Raw genomic sequence first — 21949 nt, forward strand, 5'->3', positions numbered from 1 at the left:
TCCATCTATCTACCTGGAGATGTGCTATTCATGAATGCAAATGGTGTAAAGGAATACAAAAGCTGAATCGTTTTCCTGGTGTGAGAAGGCAATTTCCGCTGGAGGATGCATTGCTGCCTCAAATTCAGGAGAGTAGGAATTGAATATTCAACTTTTAGAATAGGGGTTTCCATACTGCGGAGCAGAACCGGAACAGTAGGAAGCGATCGCTTCAGGCGAATCCTGGAACTCTCTATATTATTGGAATAGGTATTTCAGTTGCTTACTGATGATGCTACAGGATCATTTTCGTCCCCCCTTGAGTACGCGTCGTCACTGGCACGCATTTCATAATGCTTGGGCAACCTACATTGCATCTGATTTGAACGCTAAATTGCCAGAGGGTTACTTTGCTGAACCCAATGTGCAGTTTGGAATTGAAATTGATGTTGCTGCATTTGAGGAATCTCAGCAGGATTTTGCCCACGAAACGGGAGTCATTCAGCTACCGACAGAGTCTCAGAGTCGATGGATACCTCCAGAAGCAACGCAAACTGTGCCATTTCTACCAACCACTGAGAGTGTAGAAGTAAGCATTTTTGATACCGAAACAGGCCCTATTTTGAAAGGTGCAATTGAATTAGTCAGCCCTGCCAACAAGGATCGCGCTGCTCATCGTGCAGCATTTGTTTCCAAGTGTGAAACTTATTTGCGGCAGGGAATTGGTTTAATTGTGGTTGATGTTGTTACCACAAGACAGGCAAATTTGCATAGTGAATTGTTAGCGCGTCTTACTGAGGGCAAAGCCTCTTCAGTCAAACTGAATCTGTATGCAGTAGCTTATCGAGCGATCGATCGCAATGGAAAGCCAAGCTTGGATATCTGGCAGGAAGAATTAGCGATAGGAAGTATATTGCCAATTTTACCTCTGTGGTTGCGCGGTGAGATTTGCTTGCCAGTTGACTTAGCGGCAACCTATGAGCGCACCTGTCGAGAACAGAGGATTACGGTGAGCACTGCTTAATTTGGCAAAAAGGTTCGACAGCCCTGGTAAGTGAACTCCAATGTCAAAATTTTTACTTACACTCCCAAGTTAAAACGTCCATTCATGCTCTGGAGCATCAAGGGATGCTCTGACAGACGCTAAATCAGCAAGGTCTTTGAATGGGCTAGATTGAGCTATTTTTGTAATTGAATCCAATGCTGTTCCTAACTGCTCGTTATTACCGTCTCTCATTGCCTGATCGACAATCCCAAACAGAATGCGAAAGGTCTCCGATCGTTCATCAAAGGAGCGCTCAAGATACTTTATTATAATGTCACGTTGGGATTGAATTGAGGTGATTGCTTCTTTTTCCCACTTTTCAATTTCACGTCGTTTAGTCTGCTCTTGTTCTGCAACTATCTTGTACTCAGTATAGGCTTCAACAACAGCACGTAAGCATTGAGCAGCGTCTGCACCTACATCCATTACTGCTATAGGAATTTTTTTGAGTGTCATATCTATTTATCGGATATCTTGCGGTATTTCTCTAGGATAGTAACAGTACCAATGTTAAGCTTGCCTTCACTGTTCAATACTGGGGTTTTCAAAAATTCTACAAGTCCCTTCATTAGAATTGCCACCTGTTGAAACTTTTCGGCATCCCTTTTTGAGTCAAAAGGTTGGGATTCAAGTTCGTTAAGACTTTCAACAGCACAAGTGTTAAGAGATTTAAACACATCCCTCAACTCAGTAATCCGCCGTTTAATTGGTTGTGAAACGTCTTTGGCACGATTAATGTCTGCGATCGCTTCATTAACTTTTTTTTCGTGTTCTCGCGCCTTGGTCAGGGCTTTCTCACCTTCACTTTTAGCCATAAAGCCACCAATCGCCAAAGCTGGTAAAACAGTAATGCCACCTAGTACAGCAGCACCAACAGCCATGCCCCCGCCACCCGCTGCGATTGCTCCACCGCCAAACCATGCCAGCATTGCATTTGTAGCTGCGGCTCCGCTAAGGCTTGAAATGGCTGTTCCGGTGCTTGCTACTCCTATAGAGGTAGCAACAGTAACAGCACCTCCATATCCTGCTGCGGCTGCTCCCACCGCTTTAGCACCACCCAGGAAAAACTGTTCTGCTCCTATAGCCGCCGCTTTATACTCCTTGATTTGCTGAACTGAAAAGTCCATCCTGTCTAAAAGCTGCTTTTCACTTTCAGAAGCCTTCCGACCATTACGCTCAATGAAGGCGACAAAGCGCCCAACTGTGCTTCTTATGACATTAAGTTGGAGTTGACCATACTCTTCAGCCAACTTGTTCGTGGCTTCTTCCTCTCTTTTCAACTGTTTGACAGCACATTCATATCGGTCTTGAGCAGCTTTAGCAAGTTCATTAGCTTTCTGACCTGGATAAAAAGAAACCATAAAATTGTTCTAAGGGTAGTAGGCAAGGCAGTTAAATGCAATATAGCCTGCGTTTTACCTTTGATGCCAATCCTCGTCCCGCCTTTCTCTCCCACCAGCGATTCTGATAGGGTATAAGTCAAAGAGCAGGTTTTTCAGATGGCGAAGAATCTCTCCCAATGAGCCTCCACAGCACTGATACCCTAAAATCAGAACAACATTGATTCTGGGGAACCACTAAACCATGACTCAAGCCTTACCCAAACCCATCACCTTTGAAGACTTTCTAGAGTGGAAACCAGAAACGGGACGCTATGAACTACATGATGGGGTGATTATTGAAATGCAGCCAACCGGGGAACATGAAGAGATTACAGGGTTTTTGGTAACAAAACTGGCTATACAGTTTGAACGGTTAAATCTTCCCTACTTCATTCCCAAGCAAGCATTAGTTAAACCACCTAATAAGCAATCCGGTTATCTACCCGACGTGCTAATACTAAATCGGGCTAATCTAGCGGTGGAACCCTTATGGAAAAAATCTTCAACGGTTACTCAAGGTGCATCAATCCCCTTAGTCATTGAAGTCGTCAGTACCAATTGGCGGGATGATTACCTGCTCAAAGTTGCAGATTATGAAGAAATGGGTATTCCAGAATACTGGATTGTTGATTATTTGGGATTAGGTGGTAGGCGATTTATTGGCAGCCCCAAGCAACCTACTATCTCAATTTACTCATTGGTTGAGGGTGAGTATCAGGTGAGTCAGTTTAGAGGTAATGATTGCATCGAGTCGCCAGCATTTCCAGAGTTAAATTTGACGGCTAAACAGGTTTTTAGAGTTGGGGCGCTTCCCGAACAGCAAGAGCAACAAAATGAAAGCTGAAGAAGCGGAATCTACCCGCAACCGAACAGGAAGCTGATACCCGACGACTCGCTACGAGGAGCGATCGCAATTTACTCCAAACCCAATTCTTGAAAATTTGCTGCAACCCAAGCCGCTATAGAATCCTGCTCCTCTATTCCTTCTACTAAATTATTAATCTTAATAACGGCTTCTTCTTCTGAAGCCACTAATTCGTATCCATTTAGACGTAAAAAAACGTCCATGACAACCAAAGCAATTCGCTTATTGCCATCAATGAACGCATAATTTTTTGCTAAACCATAAACATACACGGCTGCCAAATCAAACAACGTGACACTATCACTGTAGGCAAATAGATGCTTAGGTCTAGTTAAACTCATTGAAAGGAGTTCTGCATCTCTGATACCAGAAACTCCTCCCTGCTCTGCAATTAACTTTTCCTGAATGGCTATTACGGCTGATTCTGGCACCCAACATGGTTCTTTCATTTCGCTAACTCTCGCAAAGCATTACGGTAATTTTCGCGGGTTTTCTCAAACGCCTGCATGGCTTCCTCAAACTCTGGATCGTAAGTCGTAATCCGAACTCCATCAGGAGATTGTGTCAGATAAATTTTGTCCCCTTCTTGAATATTGAACTTTTGCAGCAACTCTTCGGGAAATACGGCTCCTAATGAGTTGCCAATTTGCTTAACCTTTAAGGTGTAGTACATATTACCTCTAAACTTTACATTGAGGTGTGCGATCGCAAGTCCACGATCGTCAGCGCTGCTGCTGGTGCGATCGCTCGCGTTAGCCCAATCTATTTTAGTTATTACAGTTGTCATAACCAAGTAGCAGTAGAATGACAAAGCGCTTAAACGACTAGTTCAGCACTTTATGAGCCAGCATCTTGCTGACAACTCCCACACGACGGCTGAAGAAGCAGAGGTTTTCGTCTTTCCTGCATCGTTTGCTCAAGCTAGGCTGTGGTTTCTTGATCGCCTATTCCCAGGCAATCCCTTCTACAATGTTTCCGCAGCACTGACGCTAACAGGTTCCCTCAACAACGCCGCATTAGAGCAAACATTCAACGAAATCGTGCGTCGCCATGAAGCGTTGCGTACCACCTTTAGGATGCTGGAAGAGCAACTCGTCCAAGTAATCGCTCCCACCTTAACCATACCCCTGTCAGTGGGAGATTTGCGCTCTCTACCCGCAACTGAACAGGACGCTGAAATTCGACGATTCGCAAATGAGGCGCGATCGCATCCTTTCGATTTATCCTCCGAACCCTTACTGCGAGTGATGCTTCTACAGCTAGACTCGTCAGAACACATACTCCTGCTGAATCTACACCACATTATTTGCGATGGCTGGTCGATTGGGGTGCTAATTCGGGAACTCGGCACGCTTTACACAGCTTTTGCCAACAACCAGCGATCGCCCCTACCGGATTTGCCCATCCAATACGCAGACTTTGCCCACTGGCAACGCGAGTGGCTACAGGGCGAAGTTCTAGAGACTCAGCGACGCTACTGGAAGCAGCAACTAGACAATCTCCCCCTGCTGAATTTACCCACGGATTACCCCCGCCCTGCAACTCCAACCTACCGAGGGGCGACGCAATTTCTAGAGTTGCCGAAAAGTCTGAGTGAGCAACTAGAGGCACTCTCGCAGCGCCAAGGGGTAACTCTGTTCATGACACTTTTAGCGGCGTTCCAAACCTTACTCTACCGCTACACCCAGCAAGAGGATATTGTCGTCGGTTCTGCGATCGCCAATCGCAACCGTGGCGAAATCGAAGGGTTAATTGGCTTTTTTGTCAATAGTTTGGTACTGCGTACTGATTTATCAGGGAACCCAACTTTTGTAGAACTGCTGAAAAGAGTACGGGAGGTGGCATTAGGAGCCTATGCCCATCAAGACTTACCCTTTGAGAAGCTTGTAGAGGAACTGCATCCAGAGCGCAACCTGAGCCATCATCCCTTGTTCCAGGTGGTGTTCAGTCTGCAAAACACGCCGATTGAGGCACTGGTATTGCCTGGGTTAAGCCTTTCGCCACTGAACTTCGATCGCCCCAGCGCTAAATTTGACTTAGAAGTTCACCTGTGGGAATCCCCGGAGGGTTTGAGAGGACAAGTCATATATAGCAGCGATTTATGGGATGACACCACCATCACCCGGATGCTGGGACATTTCCAAATGTTACTACAAGGTATTATCGTTAATCCTCAGCAATGCCTTTATGAATTACCCATTTTAACCCAGGCAGAGCAGCATCAATTACTGGTCAATTTCAATCCGAATTCATCCCCAATCAAGTCGTGCTTTCATCAGTTGTTTGAACAGCAAGTCGAGCAGACACCCGATGCGATCGCTCTCGTGTTTGAAGACGAACAACTAACCTACCGTGAGTTGAATCATCGCAGCAATCAACTCGCCCATTACCTGCAAAAATTAGGTGTAGAACCCGAAGTTTTAGTGGGTATCTGTTTAGAGCGTTCTGTCGAAATGATTGTGGGACTATTGGGCATTTTTAAAGCGGGTGGTGCATATATCCCTTTCGATCCTACATATCCTCAAGAACGCCTTAAGTTCATGTTGGAGGATTCTCAAGTATCAATTTTACTCACTCACTCTCTCCTCGCCCCCCTTTTTAACCGGAGCTTTAGTGAGGACAGTTGGGGGGAGCAAACAACCTGTAGCGGACAGCCGCATCAATCATCTGTAATTTGCCTCGACAAAGAGGCAAATGCAATTCAAAAAGAAAGCCAAAACAACGCAATCAACAGCGTAAAACCTGACAACCTCGCGTATGTCATCTATACTTCTGGCTCGACGGGAAAGCCTAAAGGTGTTGTGATTGAACATCGAGGATTGTCCAACTTATGCCAAGCTCAAATTCAAGTTTTTAACCTACAACCCGGTAGCCGCCTCCTGCAATTTGCTTCCTTGAGTTTTGATGCCTCAATTTTTGAAATTGTGATGGCATTCGCAACAGGAAGTACCCTCTACTTAGCCAAAAAAGAATCTCTTTTACCTGGACAAAATCTAATCCATCTGCTGCGTAAACAAGCCATTACTCACGTCACCCTGCCGCCATCGGTGTTGGCGGTTCTACCTGAATCACAACTCCCGGCACTACAGACAATTATTTCTGCCGGGGAAACCTGTTCGATGGATATCGTAAAACGTTGGACTTCCAGTCGGCGGTTTTTCAATGCTTACGGGCCAACTGAAGCAACGGTTTGGTCTACTGTCGCAGAATTAACTGATGAAAGGGAGAAGCCATCGATAGGTCGTCCTATTACTAATACACAAGTTTATATTCTGGATTCCCACCTACAACCTGTACCGATTGGTATTCCCGGAGAGTTGTACATTGGCGGTGAGGGAGTGGCGCGGGGTTATCTCAATCAATCTGAATTAACGGCTGTGGCATTTATTGCTAATCCTTTTGTGGATAGGCGATTATCTTCTCGTGAGCGTCTCTACAAAACGGGAGATTTAGCACGTTATCAACCGGATGGGAACATTGAATTTTTAGGTCGAATGGATGCACAGGTAAAGATTCGTGGCTTTCGCATTGAGTTGGGCGAAATTGAGGCGCTACTGAAGCAACATCCGGCTGTGAAAGAGGCGGTTGTGATGGCGAAAGAAGACGTATTTGGTAACAAGCGCCTAGTAACTTATTTTGTCCCAAACCAAGAGCCGTTAATGAGGGTAGGGGCACAAGGCTTTGCGCCCTTACTCCGCTGTTTTTTAAAAGAGAAGCTGCCAGAGTATATGATTCCCTCAGCTTTTGTAATGCTGGAGGCGTTACCGTACTTACCTAATGGAAAAGTAGACCGCCATAGGCTAAAAGTGCTTGATGTAGATAAGACAGAACTAACAAAAACTTACATTGCTCCTAGAACACCGATAGAGGAAGCGATCGCCAAAATTTGGGCAACACTTCTGAACAATGAACCTGTAGGAATTCACGATAATTTCTTTGAATTAGGAGGTGATTCACTCCTAGCGGTGCGACTTATGGCTCAAATTCATCAGCAATTTGAGCGGGAGATACCCTTATCAACTCTATTCTTAAATCCAACCATTGAAGGTTTAGCTAATACTCTAACGCAACAAAGCGATTCTGGGTCTTGGTCACCTTTAGTTCCGATTCAACCCTCTGGTTCACAGCCACCTTTTTTCTGCATTCATCCTATCCTCGGTGTTGTTTTTCCTTATTACGAATTGGCTTATGCTTTGGGGTTTGACCAACCCTTTTATGGACTGCAACCCCTAGGATTGGATGGAGAACAAGCTCCCTTCACTCGCATAGAAGAAATGGCGGCTCATTACATTGAGGCGCTACGTCAGGTTCAACCCTCTGGCCCTTACTTTTTAGGAGGTTGGTCTTTTGGCGGTTTGGTTGCTTTTGAAATGGCTCAACAACTCCTTCGTGCAGGGCATCAAGTGGCTCTACTTGCTATATTTGATACGCTTGCACCTATCCCCGGCAACCTACCTGATTTGGGGGATAGTTTAAAATTTATGTTCACCGCCGGAGCGCGATATATCGGGTCATTTTTACTCGATTATTTCTATTTAATAACGACTACTACTAAACCGAGAGCTAATCATTCACCCTTTCTTTGGGCTAATATCAATAAGTTACTTCACGGATTGAGAAACCATCAAGCTTGGCAGTCTATTTTGGGAGAAGCGGTTTTAGCCAATGCCCTACCTCAGCCATCGAGAAAGCAGATATTGAGCGAACTAAACATTCGCCCGATGCTGCGTATTTACCAAGCTAACAATCAAGCCACTCTCAGCTATGTTCCGCAAGTTTACCCAAACTCCATTACTCTGCTAAAAACAAGCGTTCAGTCTAGTAAGGCTGCTCAAGACTCCAGCCTAGGCTGGAGTCAATTAGCTAAAGGAAGAGTGAAGATTCATCAAGTTCCTGGTAATCACCTAACGATGCTGAGAAAACCTCATGTTAAGGTTCTTGCCAACCAGCTCAAAGTATGTATTGAACAGGCACGGATAGCTAACAATAAGAATTGAGAGCAGATTTTCAATCCATACTTTTTAATTCCAAACAAACACAATCCGATTAACTTTGAAGAAAGGGGTAACTTGAGTTACAGCAAGGCTTTTAAAAGAGCCTGTAATTTAAGTTGAATTTCTGCGAATTCTTTGTTAGGGTCGGAACCGGCGACGATACCCGCACCCGCGTATAGTCTGGCGCGATAGGCATTGGCAAACAGTCTGGCTGGTTTTTCGCTTTCAATTAAAGCCGAACGGATGCCAACAATAAATTCACAATTCCCTTGATAATCCACCCAGCCTAAAGGTGCTGCATAGAGAGTGCGATCAAAAGTTTCGTAGCGGCGAATTTGTTCTTGAGCCATCTTAGTGGGAACCCCAGCGACGGCTGGAGTGGGATGCAGTTGGGCAACGATTTCTAAGGGATGAATATCTCCCAATAGTTGAGCTTGAATCGGCGTCCACAAATGTTGAATATTGGAAAGTTTGAGGAGTTGGGGGGTGGGTAACATTTGGGGAATCAAACCCAAGTCGGATAGCTGTTCGACAATAAAATTAATCACAAATTGATGTTCCCGCCGCTCTTTCTCACTACTGAGTAATTGATAAGCAAAAGCCCCATCCTCTGTGCTTGTCTTGCCTCGTGGTGCAGAACCCGCCAAGGCATCGACTTCTATCTGATGTTGGCGAATACTAATGAGTCGTTCGGGACTTGCCCCAATAAAGTTTTGTCCTTTCCCGTTACTACTGGAAAAGATGTAACAATCGGGATGACGTTTACGTAAGGTATCCAAAGAATCAACTAAATTAAAAGGCTTTGGGGAGAGGACATCAATGGCGCTTGCCAGCACAATTTTTCTCAATTGATTCGCTCGGATCGATTCTAATGCAGACAAGACGGATGATTTGAAGCGCTCTGCATTTTTAGGGGCTTGCTTAATTATTTTATGGGGAGCAATCTCAAAAACATTTGAAACTCTGCGTTCGTACCAGCTAATTCGTCTGAGCTGGTTACATAAGCGCTCTACTAGTAATTGCAGATTGGTCTGAGGATTGATTTCAACGTTGGCAACCACAACACAGCTACCCTGAACACAAGAAATTTGCCAGCGAGGTAAGAAAATTGTCGCGGCTGGGAAGGGAGAGTGAACGGCCTGCTTCTTGTCAAAAAAGGTGAAACTACAAAAGAAATGGGGACCAGAAAAGGGTAGGTTAAGGTTGCCACCGGGGAGGAGATTATCCAGTGTTGTTTGGATAAATTCTTGTGCTTTTTGGAAACGATTTGTCCCTTCAGTTTTCAGGCAAAGAGTAGCATCAATGGCTGCGATCGCTTCTCGTTGACTGGCTTTCTCAAAATACACTTGTAATTGGTCAGGTTTAGCGATCGCTTGAAGCACCGCTAGTGGATCGAGGACTTCAATTTCTTCAGAGATACTCACAATCTGGGGACAACCTTTGACCAGGGACTGCTGTTTTCCCGTCAAGAGAAGTTGATGCAGCTCTTTGCGGTCTTGAAAGAGATTGGTGCGATAGGGGGTGACTGGCATAGAAGCTTCAGATAGTAAAGTTTTTTGAAGTTCTGTTCTAAAGTCTCATTAACAATGGTGGGATGTCTAAAGGGAGATACTTGCTCCTTACCTAACCCCTAGTGTCCATTGACACTTATTTAGACTCGACCGCCACCCAGTCATCCGAAAGCGGCTGAGTGGCTGAAGGCTCTACCGACAGCACAGATGAGCAGTTCTGTAATGCCGACTTACTTATCGTATCGAAGAAAGGTTCACTTACTCGTTGATACTGGATGATACTAACTGTTGCCCGTCGCACGGGTATGGTGCGATGGATTCTCAATGCCATATCAGGGTGGGAGGAAGTAACGGACTTGACAGACTTCTGATCTGACGTTAATCCTTACAAAGAACGTTAAAAATTGTAGCAAGTTTTTTTTAATTCAGTTTATTCATTCGGTCTGATGACTACAAGTCTGGTTGAACAGTCAAACAGTAAATTATGGCTAGCGGCTATCAAGCCACCCATGTACACCGTTGCGATCATCCCGATTTGGGTAGGAACGGCTGTGGCTTATGCCGAAACTCGAAACATTAATGGGGCAATTTTTTCCACCTTTTTAATGTCAGCGATTTTGATTATTGCTTGGCTCAATTGCAGCAATGATGTATTTGATGCGGAAACGGGGATTGATAAAAATAAAGCCCATTCTTTGGTGAATTTAACGGGAAACAAGCCGCTCATTTTTGCATTGAGTAATTTATTTTTAGCCGTTGGTATCCTGGGCATTGTGGCGATCGCGTGGTGGCAGCGAGATTTAACTGTCATTGGCCTGATTTTTCTGTGTTGTGCGTTAGGGTACACCTACCAAGGGCCACCCTTTCGCTTCGGTTACCAGGGGTTAGGGGAAATTATTTGTTTTGTCACCTTTGGCCCCATGGCAGTGGCAGCAGCTTACTACTCCCAGACGCAAAGTTGGTCAATCAACTGTTTTGCGGCGTCGATTGTTGTGGGTATTGCGACGAGTATCATTTTATTTTGCTCCCATTTTCATCAGGTAGAAGATGACATTGCCGCCGGAAAGCGATCGCCAATTGTCCGTTTGGGTACAAAACGCGGTTCTCAAGTTTTATGGGTGTTTAGTGTTAGCGTCTATGCTTTGACGGGTTTGTTTGTCCTGTTGGGGCATTTCCCGATTTGGACGTTATTCGTATTTGCCAGTTTACCCGTTGCCCTGAAGTTATGTTGGCATGTCCATCAGCATCACGACCAACCGGAGAAGGTGAGTAATTCTAAATTTATTGCAGTAGGTATGCATTTTTGGAGTGGTTTGCTGTTGAGTTTAGGGTTTGTATTGACAAGTGGTTAATTCAGTGTTTTTGGCTGTTGATAAGGCAACTTATTCTATTTTTAACTAACCACAGAGGCGCGGAGAACTCAGAGGAGAAATGAAAGTAGAGAGAAAGTCAAGTGAGATGCTTTATCAGTTTGACTTTCGCCCTTACCAACGTCCTTTTAATCGTGCACTTTCTACCCATCACGGACAGTGGAATGTGCGCGAGGGAATTATTCTGCGCCTCACCCATGAAACTGGGCGAATCGGTTGGGGTGAGATTGCTCCAATTCCCTGGTTTGGTTCTGAAACTTTGAAACAAGCCTGGGATTTTTGTCAACAATTACCAGCGAAAATTACAGTAACCGATATTTTTTCCATCCCGCCTGAACTGCCGGCTTGTCAATTTGGCTTTGAGTCGGCGTGTGTATGGGGGGATGGAGAGAATATTCCCACTACCAAATCTCAACTCCCCTTCAGCCATCTTTTGCCCAGTGGGGAGACGGTGTTACAGTTATGGCAAATTCCTTGGCATCAGGGAAGTCGAACCTTTAAATGGAAAATTGGCGTTGCCTCCATTGAGGAAGAACTGAAAGTATTTCGTCAGTTAATTCAATCGCTACCGACATCGGCAAAGTTACGCTTGGATGCTAATGGGGGACTCACTCAAAAAGAAGCACATCAGTGGTTGAGGGTAACGGATTCGGCGAGAATCGTTGAGTTTCTGGAACAACCTTTACCTCCTGCACAATTCGACACGATGTTGGAGATGAGTACTCAATATTCGACACCGATTGCTTTAGATGAATCGGTGGCAACCCTTAACCAATTGGAAGATTGTTACCAGAGAGGATGGCGGGGGATTTATATTATTAAGGCGGCGATCGCAGGTTCTCCCAGACGCCTACGCCAATTCTGCCAACAACACGAAATTGATGTGGTTTTTTCATCGGTTTTGGAAAGTGCGATCGCCAGACAATCCGCCCTCCAACTAGCGGCTGAACTCTCGAACCCCAAGCGTGCGGTCGGTTTTGGGGTGAATCACTGGTTCAACGAAGACGATGAAACCTGGCTGAAGCATCTATGGAACAACCTTTAGGGTATCTCAAACAACGTATTAATGACGATTGGCTGATTGATCATGACAGCCACCTATTGAACACCATCACTGAAGAATTCTTCCAGCAATTAACTCAATTCTCGAAGGGAGGAATCCCACCCAAACTCCTGATAGCCGAACAAAATCCCCTGCGATTTCTTGCCGCTTTCCTCGCTGCGGTTGCGGCAAAGTGTCCCGTTTTTTTATGCAATCCCAACTGGGTACAACAGGAATGGCAACAAGTATTTGAAAGGGTTCAACCCGATTTAATTTTCGGACAACCCATGAAATTACCCATTACCCATTACCCATTACCCATTACCCATTACCCATCTCCCAATCACATCATGATTCCCACCGGAGGTTCCTCTGGAAAAGTCCGCTTTGCCGTTCACACTTGGGAAACGTTGATGGCATCGGTACAGGGATTTCACCAATATTTTGGCAACAATTGTGTGAATTCATTCTGTGTCTTGCCGTTATATCATGTCAGCGGATTGATGCAATTTTTGCGTTCATTAACGACAGGTGGACAGCTAATTATTACATCTTTCAAACAGGTGGAAGCGGGTGAGAATTTTAAGATTAATCCTACTGAATTTTTCATCTCTTTAGTCCCAACCCAGCTACAACGTTGTCTGCAAAGTCCTGCGTTAACCGATTGGTTATCTCGTTTCCAAACAGTTCTTTTAGGGGGTGCACCCGCTTGGGATTCACTGTTAGAACAGGCAAGACAATACAACATTCCTTTAGCCCCCACCTATGGGATGACAGAAACAGCCTCTCAAGTGGTTACGCTGAAGCCCAAAGATTTTCTCACGGGTAACAATAGTTGTGGTCAAGTTTTGCCTCATGCCAAGGTTACCATTCGCAGTTCTACTGATGAAAGATTGGGAAGCAACCAAATTGGGATGATTTCCATTCAATCCAAATCTCTATCCTTAGGTTATTATCCCATCAGGATGAGTGAGAAATGGGGACAGGTAAAGAATCTTTCAAATCTCAATTCGGATGATTTAGGATTTTTTGACGACCAGGGTTATTTACATATCGTCGGACGTAGTAGCCGTAAAATTATTACGGGCGGCGAAAATGTCTTCCCGGCTGAAGTGGAAGCCGCTATTCAATCGACACAATTAGTCAATGATGTTTGCGTAACGGCTATCCCCGATTTACATTGGGGTGAAGCGGTTACCGCTGTGTATGTTCCTCGCTCAGAAACAATTTCTACAACCTTGTTGCAAGCCACACTGAAAGATAAATTAAGTAAGTACAAGCAACCTAAACATTGGGTTCCCGTTGCCAGTATACCTCGCAATACTCAGGGGAAAGTAGACTACGAGCAACTTCAAAATTTAGTTATGACCTATCCGGTTTTTGAGTAAATACGTGGTCATCTCTCCCTTCCCTTTCACATCAATAGTGCCTCGTTCTTCAAATAAATATTTATCCTTTAATCGCTCATAAGTAGCACTAGAAACCTGAATAGCGCCTGGGATACCGTGAGATTCCATACGACTAGCTATATTCACCGTATCGCCCCAAAGGTCGTAAATAAATTTTTTCAGACCAATTACCCCAGCGACAACAGGCCCCGTATTAATGCCAATTCGCATACTGAATGATTGACCTCTTTCCGCATTAAATTCCTGAATTTGTTGTTGCATATCTAAGGCAAATTCTGCAACCGCCTCCGCATGATCGGGGCGAATCAAGGGCAAGCCACCGACAACCATGTAAGAATCGCCAATGGTCTTGATTTTTTCTAAACCATATCGTTCTAACAAGCGATCGAATCTAGAGAAAATTTCATTCAGCATACTCACGAGTTCTGTCGGTGATATGTGACTGGACAGATTCGTGAAATTAACGATATCGGCAAATAAAACAGTGGCTTCCTCAAAACTATCGGCAATCGTATCCTGATTGTGTCCCAAACGCTGGGCAATCGATGGGGGTAAAATATTCAGCAGCAGACGCTCCGCTCTTTCCCGTTCGGCTACGACTTTTTGGGTGGAGGATTCCAAGGCATTCAACATAGAATTAATGGTGTTTCCCAGCGTCGTTAATTCATCCTTACCCGTCACGAATACACGCAGCGATAGGTCAGTACTGGTGCCGATTTGTTCCACATTGGCGCTGAGATTTGCCAACCGAGACAGTACCATTTTTTCTAACAGGAATAAAGCGACGACACTAAAGATAATACCCACGCCGAGAAGGGAAAAAATCAGATAACGCAGGCTTACTTGTCCTTGTTGGTAAATTTCTCTGGGCATCTCTGCCCGCACCAATAAAGCAGGCTTTTTATTAATATCTCGGAGTAGGGTGTAGCCGGCGATCGCCTCATCACTAAGGGGTCGGATAATGATGGGTATTTGTTGATTGTTCAGTTGTGAGGCTTGAGTCTTCGGGGAAGAGTCGAGAAGGGCAGAACGCGCTGCTTGAAAATCAGGTGGCAACTGAGTATCATTGACTCGGTATACCCTCAAAGATAATTGAGTCCGTTTAGCTAATTCTTCGATTCTCTTGTCGTTGAGGTAGCTTCCCATAATTAGGGAACCGCGAATCGAACCCGTGCCCTGGCTATTAAGAATGGGATGGGAGGCAATCATCAAAAAACCTTCGGGCAGAAGCACAATACCTGTAATATTGCTCCCTGGATTTGAGTGCTTTAATAACAAGCTATTGGGAGTTAGGTATTTTTGCAAGCTATCTGAAATAGGAGTTTCTTTCTTCTGTTCTAGATTGAAACCTTTGCCGACAACCTGTTTTCCTTGGTTGTTAAACAAGAGAACCATGTTGAGTCGAAGGCGGACAAAATTTTCATCTAAAAAATTGGCTTGAACAAAGTCCTGATTTAACTGATTAATAAAGGCATAGGTATCATCCCACTTTGCATAATCCGCTGCGGTGGTGTTTAAGGTTTCAACTTCATCGAAAAAAGCCTCCTGTACCCGTCGCACATTCTGGCGAACGTTTCGTTCCTCTAGTTCCGCAAAACTAGCCCCAAAGATGGTGGATAAGCTAGCGTAAAGGACTCCAATTAAACCCGCAAGAGTCAGACCAATCAGTAGCAGCGTTTTCTGGCGTAGGTTCATAGTCAGGCGCTATCCCACAAATAGGTAGCGAGGTAGGAATATCAGCCATCTGGTAGATGACTATCGCGATTATGACCTATAAAGCCACTTTATTGATGTTCATATTCTGCATCTAACGAAACCATCTGGACAGAATTTCTAGGATGGGGGAAAGAAAAAACATCTTGTGCAAAAGTCAAATTCCCCCCTCAATCCCTCTGAATATGAGGGAAAACATCTTAAGTCAGGGTATGGTAAGTCTATTCTCACAGAAGGCTATGGCACTCAAAACTCTTATTCCACTCCTCCTTTTGGTCTTTGTCCCGATTTCACTGGTAGCTGAGCGATTGCAGTGGGGCGAAGAAGCTGTTTTTCTAACCTCCGTACTCGCCATCATTCCTCTCTCGATTTGGCTGTCTACGGCAACCGAAAAGGTGGCGGTGGTTACGGGGCCGTCGGTGGGAGGCTTAGTGAATGCGCTATTTGGCAACGCAACAGCACTGATTATTGCCCTCATGGCGTTGCGTCAAGGACTCGTGGATATTGTGGAAGCGAGTATCACCGGTAGTATCCTGAGTGCGCTGCTTTTGTTGTTAGGTTTAGCGATGCTTGCTGGGGGTTTGCGCTACAAAGAGCAGGAGTTTAAGCCGATTTTGGCAAAGGTGAATGGTTCATCCATGACACTGGCAGCGATCGCCATTGCCCTGCCGACGATGGTGATTGATACCTCCAATATTGTTGATGCGACAGCGATTCGCAATCTCTCCCTCGTGGTTTCGGGGATACTCATTGTTGTCTATGGCTTGACGCTGCTATTTTCCCTCAAAACTCACAGCTACCTCTACGATGTCGGATTATCTGAAGAAGAGATGGAGGAGAATGCCACTTTTCCCGAATCAGAATCCTCACAAAACAAGAGTCGCTTTAAATTATGGCTGTGGATTGTTGTTCTGCTAGCTTCCACGATTGCTGTTGCTTTTGAATCCGAAATGTTTGTCGGTGTGATCGAATCTCAAACCCAGCGTTTTGGACTGACTCCTTTGTTTACCGGTGTGATTTTGCTGCCGTTGATTAGTGATGTGGCAGGGTATGTCATCGTCGTGAGGTTGGCGCTGAAAAATCAAATGGATTTAACCGTTTCGACGGCAACGGGTGATAGTTTACTGGTGGCTTTATTTGTTGCTCCGGTATTAATTTTTGTGGGTCAAGCGATGGGTCAACCGATTGACCTTAACTTCAATACCTTTGAAGTCATTGCTTTAGCGATCGCTGTGATGGTAACAAATATTATCTGTTTTGGTGGACGATCAAACTGGTTAGATGGCACTCTTTTGTTGGCAACTTACCTGATTCTGGGAGTGGCTTTTTACTATCATCCCGCTTAAAGTTGAAATCACCCCATGGCTGACTCCATCCACCCCTTTTCAACAAAAGCCTTAACCCGATCCAACTGGCTTTCCAAAGCTTCAAGTTTCTCTGTTGCTCCTGTCAAATTTTCCTTTCGCGCCTGTTGCTCCAATTGAGCGGCTACCTCTGGCATCAAACGCACGCCGACATTCGCACTCGCCCCCTTGAGTCGGTGAGCTTGCTGCATAATGATTTCAAAATCCTTCACTGGAATAGCAAGGCGTATCTGTTCTAATCCGGGTTGAGCATTCTTAATAAAAGCTTGGACGAGTTGCTGTTGAAATGTCACTTTGCCCCGAGAAATCGCCTTGAGGCGTTCCAAATCCAAGGGGATTTCATCTAAACTCAGTGTTGATAGTTGAGGATTGTGTGTAATTTCAGAATTTGTATCCGCCACAGTAGGCTTTACCGTATGTTTTGTCCATCGCTCGATCATCGCCCCTAAGGCTTCTTGGGCGATCGGTTTACTGAGATAATCATCCATACCTGCATCGATACACTTCTGGCGATCATTGGGCAGGGCGTGAGCCGTCAGGGCAATGATCGTGGTATGGCGCTCTGAGCCTTCGCGGCGTCGGATCTCTTGTGTTGTATCATAGCCATCGAGGATGGGCATCTGACAATCCATTAAGACCAGGTCATAGTTCTGTTGCGTTAATTGAGCGATCGCTTCCTCGCCATTCCCCACACAGTCGGCTTCAAAGCCCAGCATCGCCAACTGGTTCAACGTTACCATTTGATTCACCTCATGGTCTTCTACCAGCAAAATTTTCAAAGCAGACTTGGCAGGTTTCGGGTTTTGGGCTGTCGCCTCTTTTGGCTCACAGGATACTCGACTTTGATTCTCCGGTTCTTGAGGAGCGAAGGCACTCACCAAACAATCCAACAGCCGCGAAGCTCTAACCGGTTTAATCAGGTAGCCAGAAATATCCATTCCCTCTAACTCTTGTACCGTATCCAAGCGATCGCTCGTTGTCATCACAATCAGCTTCGTCTGAGCCAGCGTGGGATCACAGCGAATCATCGGTACCAGTATCGCCCCCTGAGGCTTGGGCAGTTGCAAGTCCAAAATTGCCAGATGATATGGATTTCCTTGAGCCACACTCAATCGCAAGGCATTCAAAGTGGTAAGAGTGTCTACGGCTTCATCCACTTGCATCTCCCAACTATCGCTAAGCCATCCTGCTGGCACAGCAGAGTCATTCAACCGAATACTGCGGTGAAGCGCAGCACACAAGGCTTGGCGCGTCGTTGTCTGAGCCGAGACAACTAATAGTTTGAGCTTATGCAACACCAGGGGACAAGCTGCTGCCTCCCCCACCGTCGGAGAGTCAAACGATGCTGTAAACCAGAACTTAGAACCCTGATTTAATGCACTCTCAACGCCAATTTCACCCCCCATCAACTCTACTAATTGCTTGCAAATGACCAATCCCAATCCAGTACCGCCATATTGCCGTGTGGTTGAGGCATCAACTTGGGAAAAGGATTGGAATAGTTTTTCTTGGTCTTTAGCGCTAATACCAATGCCTGTATCGGTGACTTCAAATCGAAGATAACTGGGGAATGGGTAATGGGTAATAGGTAATTGAGTTTCACTGATGTCTGTCTGTGTTCCCCGTTCCCGACTCACCGACACTTTTACCAAGACTTGACCCACATCCGTAAACTTAACGGCATTCCCCACCAAGTTGAGGAGAATCTGACGCAGGCGATTGGGGTCTCCCTTTAACATTTTAGGAACATCGCTGGAAATCCACATCGCCAACTCCAGCCCTTTTTCATGAGCCTGTGCGGCTAAGACATCCACCACGGACTCGATGCAGCTATCTAACTCAAAATCGATGCTTTCTAGCTGCATTTCACCGGCTTCCAGTTTGGAAAAGTCAAGAATATCGTTAATCACCGTCAGCAGGTGTTCTGCACTGCTACGGATGGTACTGGCATATTCCAACTGTTGAGGCGTAAGCGGCGTCTGCAACAATAACCCCGCCATCCCCAATACACCATTCATGGGGGTGCGAATTTCGTGACTCATGTTGGCGAGAAACTGGGACTTGAGCCGTGCCGCTTCTAGAGCGGCTTCTCGTGCCTCCACCAACTCGTTAATCCGATCCGTGGCAATCACAATACCGCCCACTTCACCCTCTGGAAGGTACCAGGGATGAATCGCCCAACGCAGGTAAACTTTTGTCCCATCGCTGCGTTTCCAGACATCTTCACTGACAGAGATGACTTCTCCTTGCAAAGCACGCTGGTGTTCAGATCGCCAACACTCTGGAATGTCTGGAAAGATGTCGTAGTGGCTACAACCTAAAATCGATTGTCTCTCCAACCCTTGCTCCGTTATCCAGGTTTGAGAGTAGGCCAGATAGCGCATTTGAGTATCAAACATCGCCATGGCAATAGGGGCACAGGCGATGATTTGCCGCAGTTGTTGACGCTCTCGTTCTAAAGCCAACTCAATCTGCTTGCGCTTGGTGATGTCCATCAGGGTACCCGTCATGCGAACGGCGGTACCATTCGAGTTACGGATCAGCGCCCCTTTACTGGCAACCCAGCGAGTTGACCCATTTGGGTCAATCAATCGAGCTTCCACATCATAATCTGTGCCTGTCTCGACGGTACGCCTCAAGGCTTGAAGCACAGTGGGTCGGTCATCCGGATGCAGATAGTCTAAACAAGCATCATAGCTACCCGCCAAGGCTCCAGGCATCAGACCAAACAGGGTTTCTGTACCTTCCGACCAGGTCATGCGATCGCTCATCATATCCCAATCCCAAGCCCCCATCTGAGCCGCACACAGCGCTTGATTCAGCCTTGCCTCACTTTTGCGGAGCGCTTCTTCGGCTAGAGCACGCTCTTGAATTTCCACCAAGAGATGGTCATTCACCAGCCTCAACTGTGCCGTTCGCTGTTCGACTTGTACCTCTAAATCTTCTTTGCCTTTTTTCAGGCTGTCTTCGGCGAATTTGCGATCGGTGATGTCTCGGACAAGGCCGATAATGGCTTGAGGCTGTCCCTGTGCATCTCGGATTAAGGAGGCACTCACTTCCGCCGGGAAACGGCTACCATCTTTCCTGATCATGGTATACTCCACATCTCGGATACTGCCGTGTTGGAGAACCTTCTCAAGACATAAAGCGGCAATGCTGCGCTTTTCGGGCGCAATTAATTCACAGGCAAATCGTCCCAGGATTTCTGTCTCACTCTCATACCCATGTAATAGAGCCACTTGGCGGTTACAGAACAGGAGTTTCCCGTTCAACTCGCAGACCGAAATCGCATCGGGCGAGGTTTCTACCAAAGTTCGATAGCGGGTTTCACTTTCTTTGAGCGCCTGTTCGGCACGGGTACGTTCCGTAACATCTAAAGCCAGGGACAGGATGGAGACAAGTTTACCCGAACAGTCCCACAGTGCCGAGTTGTACCACTGACAATAGATGACTGAGCCATCTTTGGTATAGTTACGATTTTGCCCCACAATATGGGGTACATTGCCATTGAGTAAATGGCTCATGTCTTGTTGCACCTGCGGCAAGTCTTCCTCAAACACAAATTGCCCTTCATCCAGACAATGGTTCAACACCTCCTCTGCCTGCCAGCCAAACAGCTTTTCCGCCTGTTTGGACCAACGCTGGACTCGAAAGTCATGGTTCAACTCAATCACCGCTAGGGGTGAGTTTTCTACATGAAAGGTCAACCGCTGGAGTGCCTGTTTCAACTGAGTGGTTGTCGCCGCATGTTCTCGAATTTCTGTTTCTAAATGACGATTAGCCGCTTCTAACTGAGCGGGACTCGGCAACGCTAAGGCTTTAGGAATTAACGGCACCAATAGCACCGCTGTAGAGACAGAGACAACTGCCGTCATCGCCTTGATCAATCCACTCAACCAATAATGGGGATGCCACAGTGTCCACACTTCCATAATGTGGGTTGTGCCACAAGCGATGATGAATGCCCCAAATAATTGGAAGATCCAGCTAAAAGGCAGGTCATGTCGCTTACGAACAAAATGGAGCAGCGTCAGGGGGATGGAATAGTAAGCCAGAGCAATGAGAACATCGGAGACTAAATGGAGTCCTACCAGTCCTGGCTTCCAGAGGTAGCAATGTCCATGAGGAATAAACCGTTCTAACAGCAAGTTCGCTAACAGTGCCAACATATAATCCTTCTTGTGCCCTGCCCAAGGCTTGATCGGTTACCATTCGCCATCCGATTGCGAAATATTTGCAACGCTTGTGGTGTTCAACCACTAGCCTAGCAAGGCGGAATCAGTCTGAGGTTGAGCAAAAATCACATTGCAGTCGGAAGGATACAGTGGATGCAAACGCTACCTGACTTTATACTTCATTTTTTTCGTTCAGACTCCTTGGTCGATGCGTGTGACTTCTGCCTGAGATAACTTAACCTCAACAGCAGCAACCGAGTCTTCGATACTCGATATCTTACTGGCTCCAGGGATGGGTACAATGCAGGATGATTTGGCTCGCAGCCACGCTAGGACAATCTGATAGACAGAGACTTCTTTTTCTTTGGCTAATTGAGCGATCGCAGAAATCCCTGCTAAACCACTCACCCGACGGCTACCCCCTAATGGACTCCACGGGAAAAAAGTCAAGTTTTCCGCTTCGCAATAGTCCAAAACCCCATCAGTTTCTGGCTGACGATGCCAGGGGTTGTACTGATTCTGCACAGAAACCACATCCACCACCTCCCGCGCCCGTTGGATTTGCTCAACCGAGAAATTAGAAACACCCACAAATCGAATCATACCCCCCTCTACCGCTTCTTTCACCGGTTGGAGAGCTTCCTCAATCGTGTAATCTGGGTCAGGTGCGTGATATTGCCAAACATCAATGGGCTTTGACCCACCCAGTGCTTCAAAACTAATCCGAATCGTTTCCCGCAGGTGCTCAGGGTTGCCGTTACGTGTCCAACTTCCATTAGGTCGCATCAAGCCCCCCTTGGTTGCCACGATCACTTGACTGCTATCACCCCCATAACTTTGCAGGGCTTTGTGGATCAGTCGCTCATTGTGGTGTTTGTCAGACTCATCCTGACAGTAAGAGTCAGCCGTATCGATCAGGGTAACGCCCAAATCCAGTGCCCGATGAATCACCTCAATCCCTTGTGCTTCTGGAGGTCTACTACTCAACGATAGGGGCATACCCCCCAAGCCAATTGCGCTGATGTTAACACCCGTGTGACTAAGCTGTTTTGTTTCCATAATGATGGCCTCTCTTTTCCATTCTCTGTGCGCTCTGGGGA

General features: G+C 46.1%; 16 protein-coding genes. 7 read left to right on the plus strand and 9 right to left on the minus strand.

The features are described 5' to 3' along the window. Positions 1-268: 268 nt before the first annotated feature. The gene (locus tag MIC7113_RS10355) at positions 269-1003 is read left to right on the plus strand and encodes a DUF4058 family protein (RefSeq protein ID WP_041779988.1); all 735 of its coding nucleotides are present in this window, start codon (positions 269-271) and stop codon (positions 1001-1003) included. Between the two features lie 69 nt (positions 1004-1072). Here MIC7113_RS10355 and MIC7113_RS10360 read toward each other — a convergent pair whose 3' ends face one another. Both MIC7113_RS10360 and MIC7113_RS10365 read right to left on the minus strand, forming a co-directional pair. Continuing rightward, on the minus strand, positions 1073-1480 hold the full coding sequence (locus MIC7113_RS10360; RefSeq protein WP_015182106.1) for a hypothetical protein: 408 nt from the start codon (positions 1478-1480) through the stop codon (positions 1073-1075). Positions 1481-1482: 2 nt separating this feature from the next. After that, positions 1483-2385 carry a hypothetical protein gene (locus MIC7113_RS10365; RefSeq protein WP_015182107.1) on the minus strand — a complete coding sequence of 301 codons (903 nt, stop codon included), beginning with the start codon at positions 2383-2385 and terminating at the stop codon, positions 1483-1485. Positions 2386-2608: 223 nt separating this feature from the next. Between MIC7113_RS10365 and MIC7113_RS10370 the strand changes: the two genes are divergently transcribed. Further along, entirely contained in the window at positions 2609-3250 is a 642-nt protein-coding gene (locus tag MIC7113_RS10370; RefSeq protein ID WP_015182108.1) for a Uma2 family endonuclease, read from the plus strand. A 71-nt stretch (positions 3251-3321) separates the two neighbouring features. Here the strand turns inward: MIC7113_RS10370 and MIC7113_RS10375 are convergent, their stop codons facing one another. Both MIC7113_RS10375 and MIC7113_RS10380 read right to left on the minus strand, forming a co-directional pair. Continuing rightward, positions 3322-3720, minus strand: a complete 399-nt coding sequence (locus MIC7113_RS10375) for a type II toxin-antitoxin system death-on-curing family toxin (RefSeq protein WP_015182109.1) — start codon at positions 3718-3720, stop codon at positions 3322-3324. After that, on the minus strand, positions 3717-3944 hold the full coding sequence (locus MIC7113_RS10380) for an AbrB/MazE/SpoVT family DNA-binding domain-containing protein (RefSeq protein WP_041780671.1): 228 nt from the start codon (positions 3942-3944) through the stop codon (positions 3717-3719). Before MIC7113_RS10380 ends, MIC7113_RS10375 begins: the two co-directional genes overlap by 4 nt. A gap of 166 nt (positions 3945-4110) precedes the next feature. Here MIC7113_RS10380 and MIC7113_RS10385 point away from each other — a divergent pair, with 166 nt between their 5' ends. Continuing rightward, positions 4111-8268 (plus strand): non-ribosomal peptide synthetase, encoded by a 4158-nt coding sequence (locus tag MIC7113_RS10385; RefSeq protein ID WP_015182111.1) that lies wholly within the window; start codon positions 4111-4113, stop codon positions 8266-8268. A 77-nt stretch (positions 8269-8345) separates the two neighbouring features. On the opposite strand, the gene MIC7113_RS10390 is transcribed toward MIC7113_RS10385, so the two are convergent. Continuing rightward, entirely contained in the window at positions 8346-9797 is a 1452-nt protein-coding gene (locus tag MIC7113_RS10390; RefSeq protein WP_015182112.1) for an isochorismate synthase, read from the minus strand. A gap of 115 nt (positions 9798-9912) precedes the next feature. Then, positions 9913-10107, minus strand: a complete 195-nt coding sequence (locus MIC7113_RS36195; protein ID WP_155897975.1) for a hypothetical protein — start codon at positions 10105-10107, stop codon at positions 9913-9915. 115 nt (positions 10108-10222) lie between these two features. On the opposite strand from MIC7113_RS36195, the gene menA reads away from it, so the two are divergent. From menA to MIC7113_RS10405, 3 genes are all read left to right on the plus strand, one after another. Beyond that, positions 10223-11128 (plus strand): 2-carboxy-1,4-naphthoquinone phytyltransferase, encoded by a 906-nt coding sequence (gene menA, locus MIC7113_RS10395; RefSeq protein WP_015182113.1) that lies wholly within the window; start codon positions 10223-10225, stop codon positions 11126-11128. Positions 11129-11207: 79 nt separating this feature from the next. Beyond that, complete coding sequence (locus MIC7113_RS10400) at positions 11208-12191, plus strand: o-succinylbenzoate synthase (protein WP_015182114.1); 984 nt, start codon at positions 11208-11210, stop codon at positions 12189-12191. Next, positions 12176-13576, plus strand: a complete 1401-nt coding sequence (locus tag MIC7113_RS10405) for a 2-succinylbenzoate--CoA ligase (RefSeq protein WP_015182115.1) — start codon at positions 12176-12178, stop codon at positions 13574-13576. Before MIC7113_RS10400 ends, MIC7113_RS10405 begins: the two co-directional genes overlap by 16 nt. Here MIC7113_RS10405 and MIC7113_RS10410 read toward each other — a convergent pair. Further along, on the minus strand, positions 13547-15292 hold the full coding sequence (locus MIC7113_RS10410) for an adenylate/guanylate cyclase domain-containing protein (protein ID WP_015182116.1): 1746 nt from the start codon (positions 15290-15292) through the stop codon (positions 13547-13549). The two genes, MIC7113_RS10405 and MIC7113_RS10410, sit on opposite strands and share 30 nt — an antisense overlap. A gap of 257 nt (positions 15293-15549) precedes the next feature. Here MIC7113_RS10410 and cax point away from each other — a divergent pair, with 257 nt between their 5' ends. After that, on the plus strand, positions 15550-16656 hold the full coding sequence (gene cax / locus MIC7113_RS10415) for a calcium/proton exchanger (protein ID WP_041779991.1): 1107 nt from the start codon (positions 15550-15552) through the stop codon (positions 16654-16656). Between the two features lie 8 nt (positions 16657-16664). On the opposite strand, the gene MIC7113_RS10420 is transcribed toward cax, so the two are convergent. Together MIC7113_RS10420 and MIC7113_RS10425 are read right to left on the minus strand one after the other, a co-directional pair. Beyond that, entirely contained in the window at positions 16665-20843 is a 4179-nt protein-coding gene (locus tag MIC7113_RS10420) for a PAS domain S-box protein (RefSeq protein ID WP_015182118.1), read from the minus strand. Positions 20844-21041: 198 nt separating this feature from the next. Continuing rightward, positions 21042-21908: an aldo/keto reductase gene (locus tag MIC7113_RS10425; protein ID WP_015182119.1), complete on the minus strand. Its 867-nt coding sequence runs from the start codon at positions 21906-21908 to the stop codon at positions 21042-21044. Between the last annotated feature and the right edge of the window lie 41 nt (positions 21909-21949).

It is taken from the genome of Allocoleopsis franciscana PCC 7113 (assembly GCF_000317515.1).
Taxonomy (GTDB): Bacteria; Cyanobacteriota; Cyanobacteriia; order Cyanobacteriales; family Coleofasciculaceae; genus Allocoleopsis; species Allocoleopsis franciscana.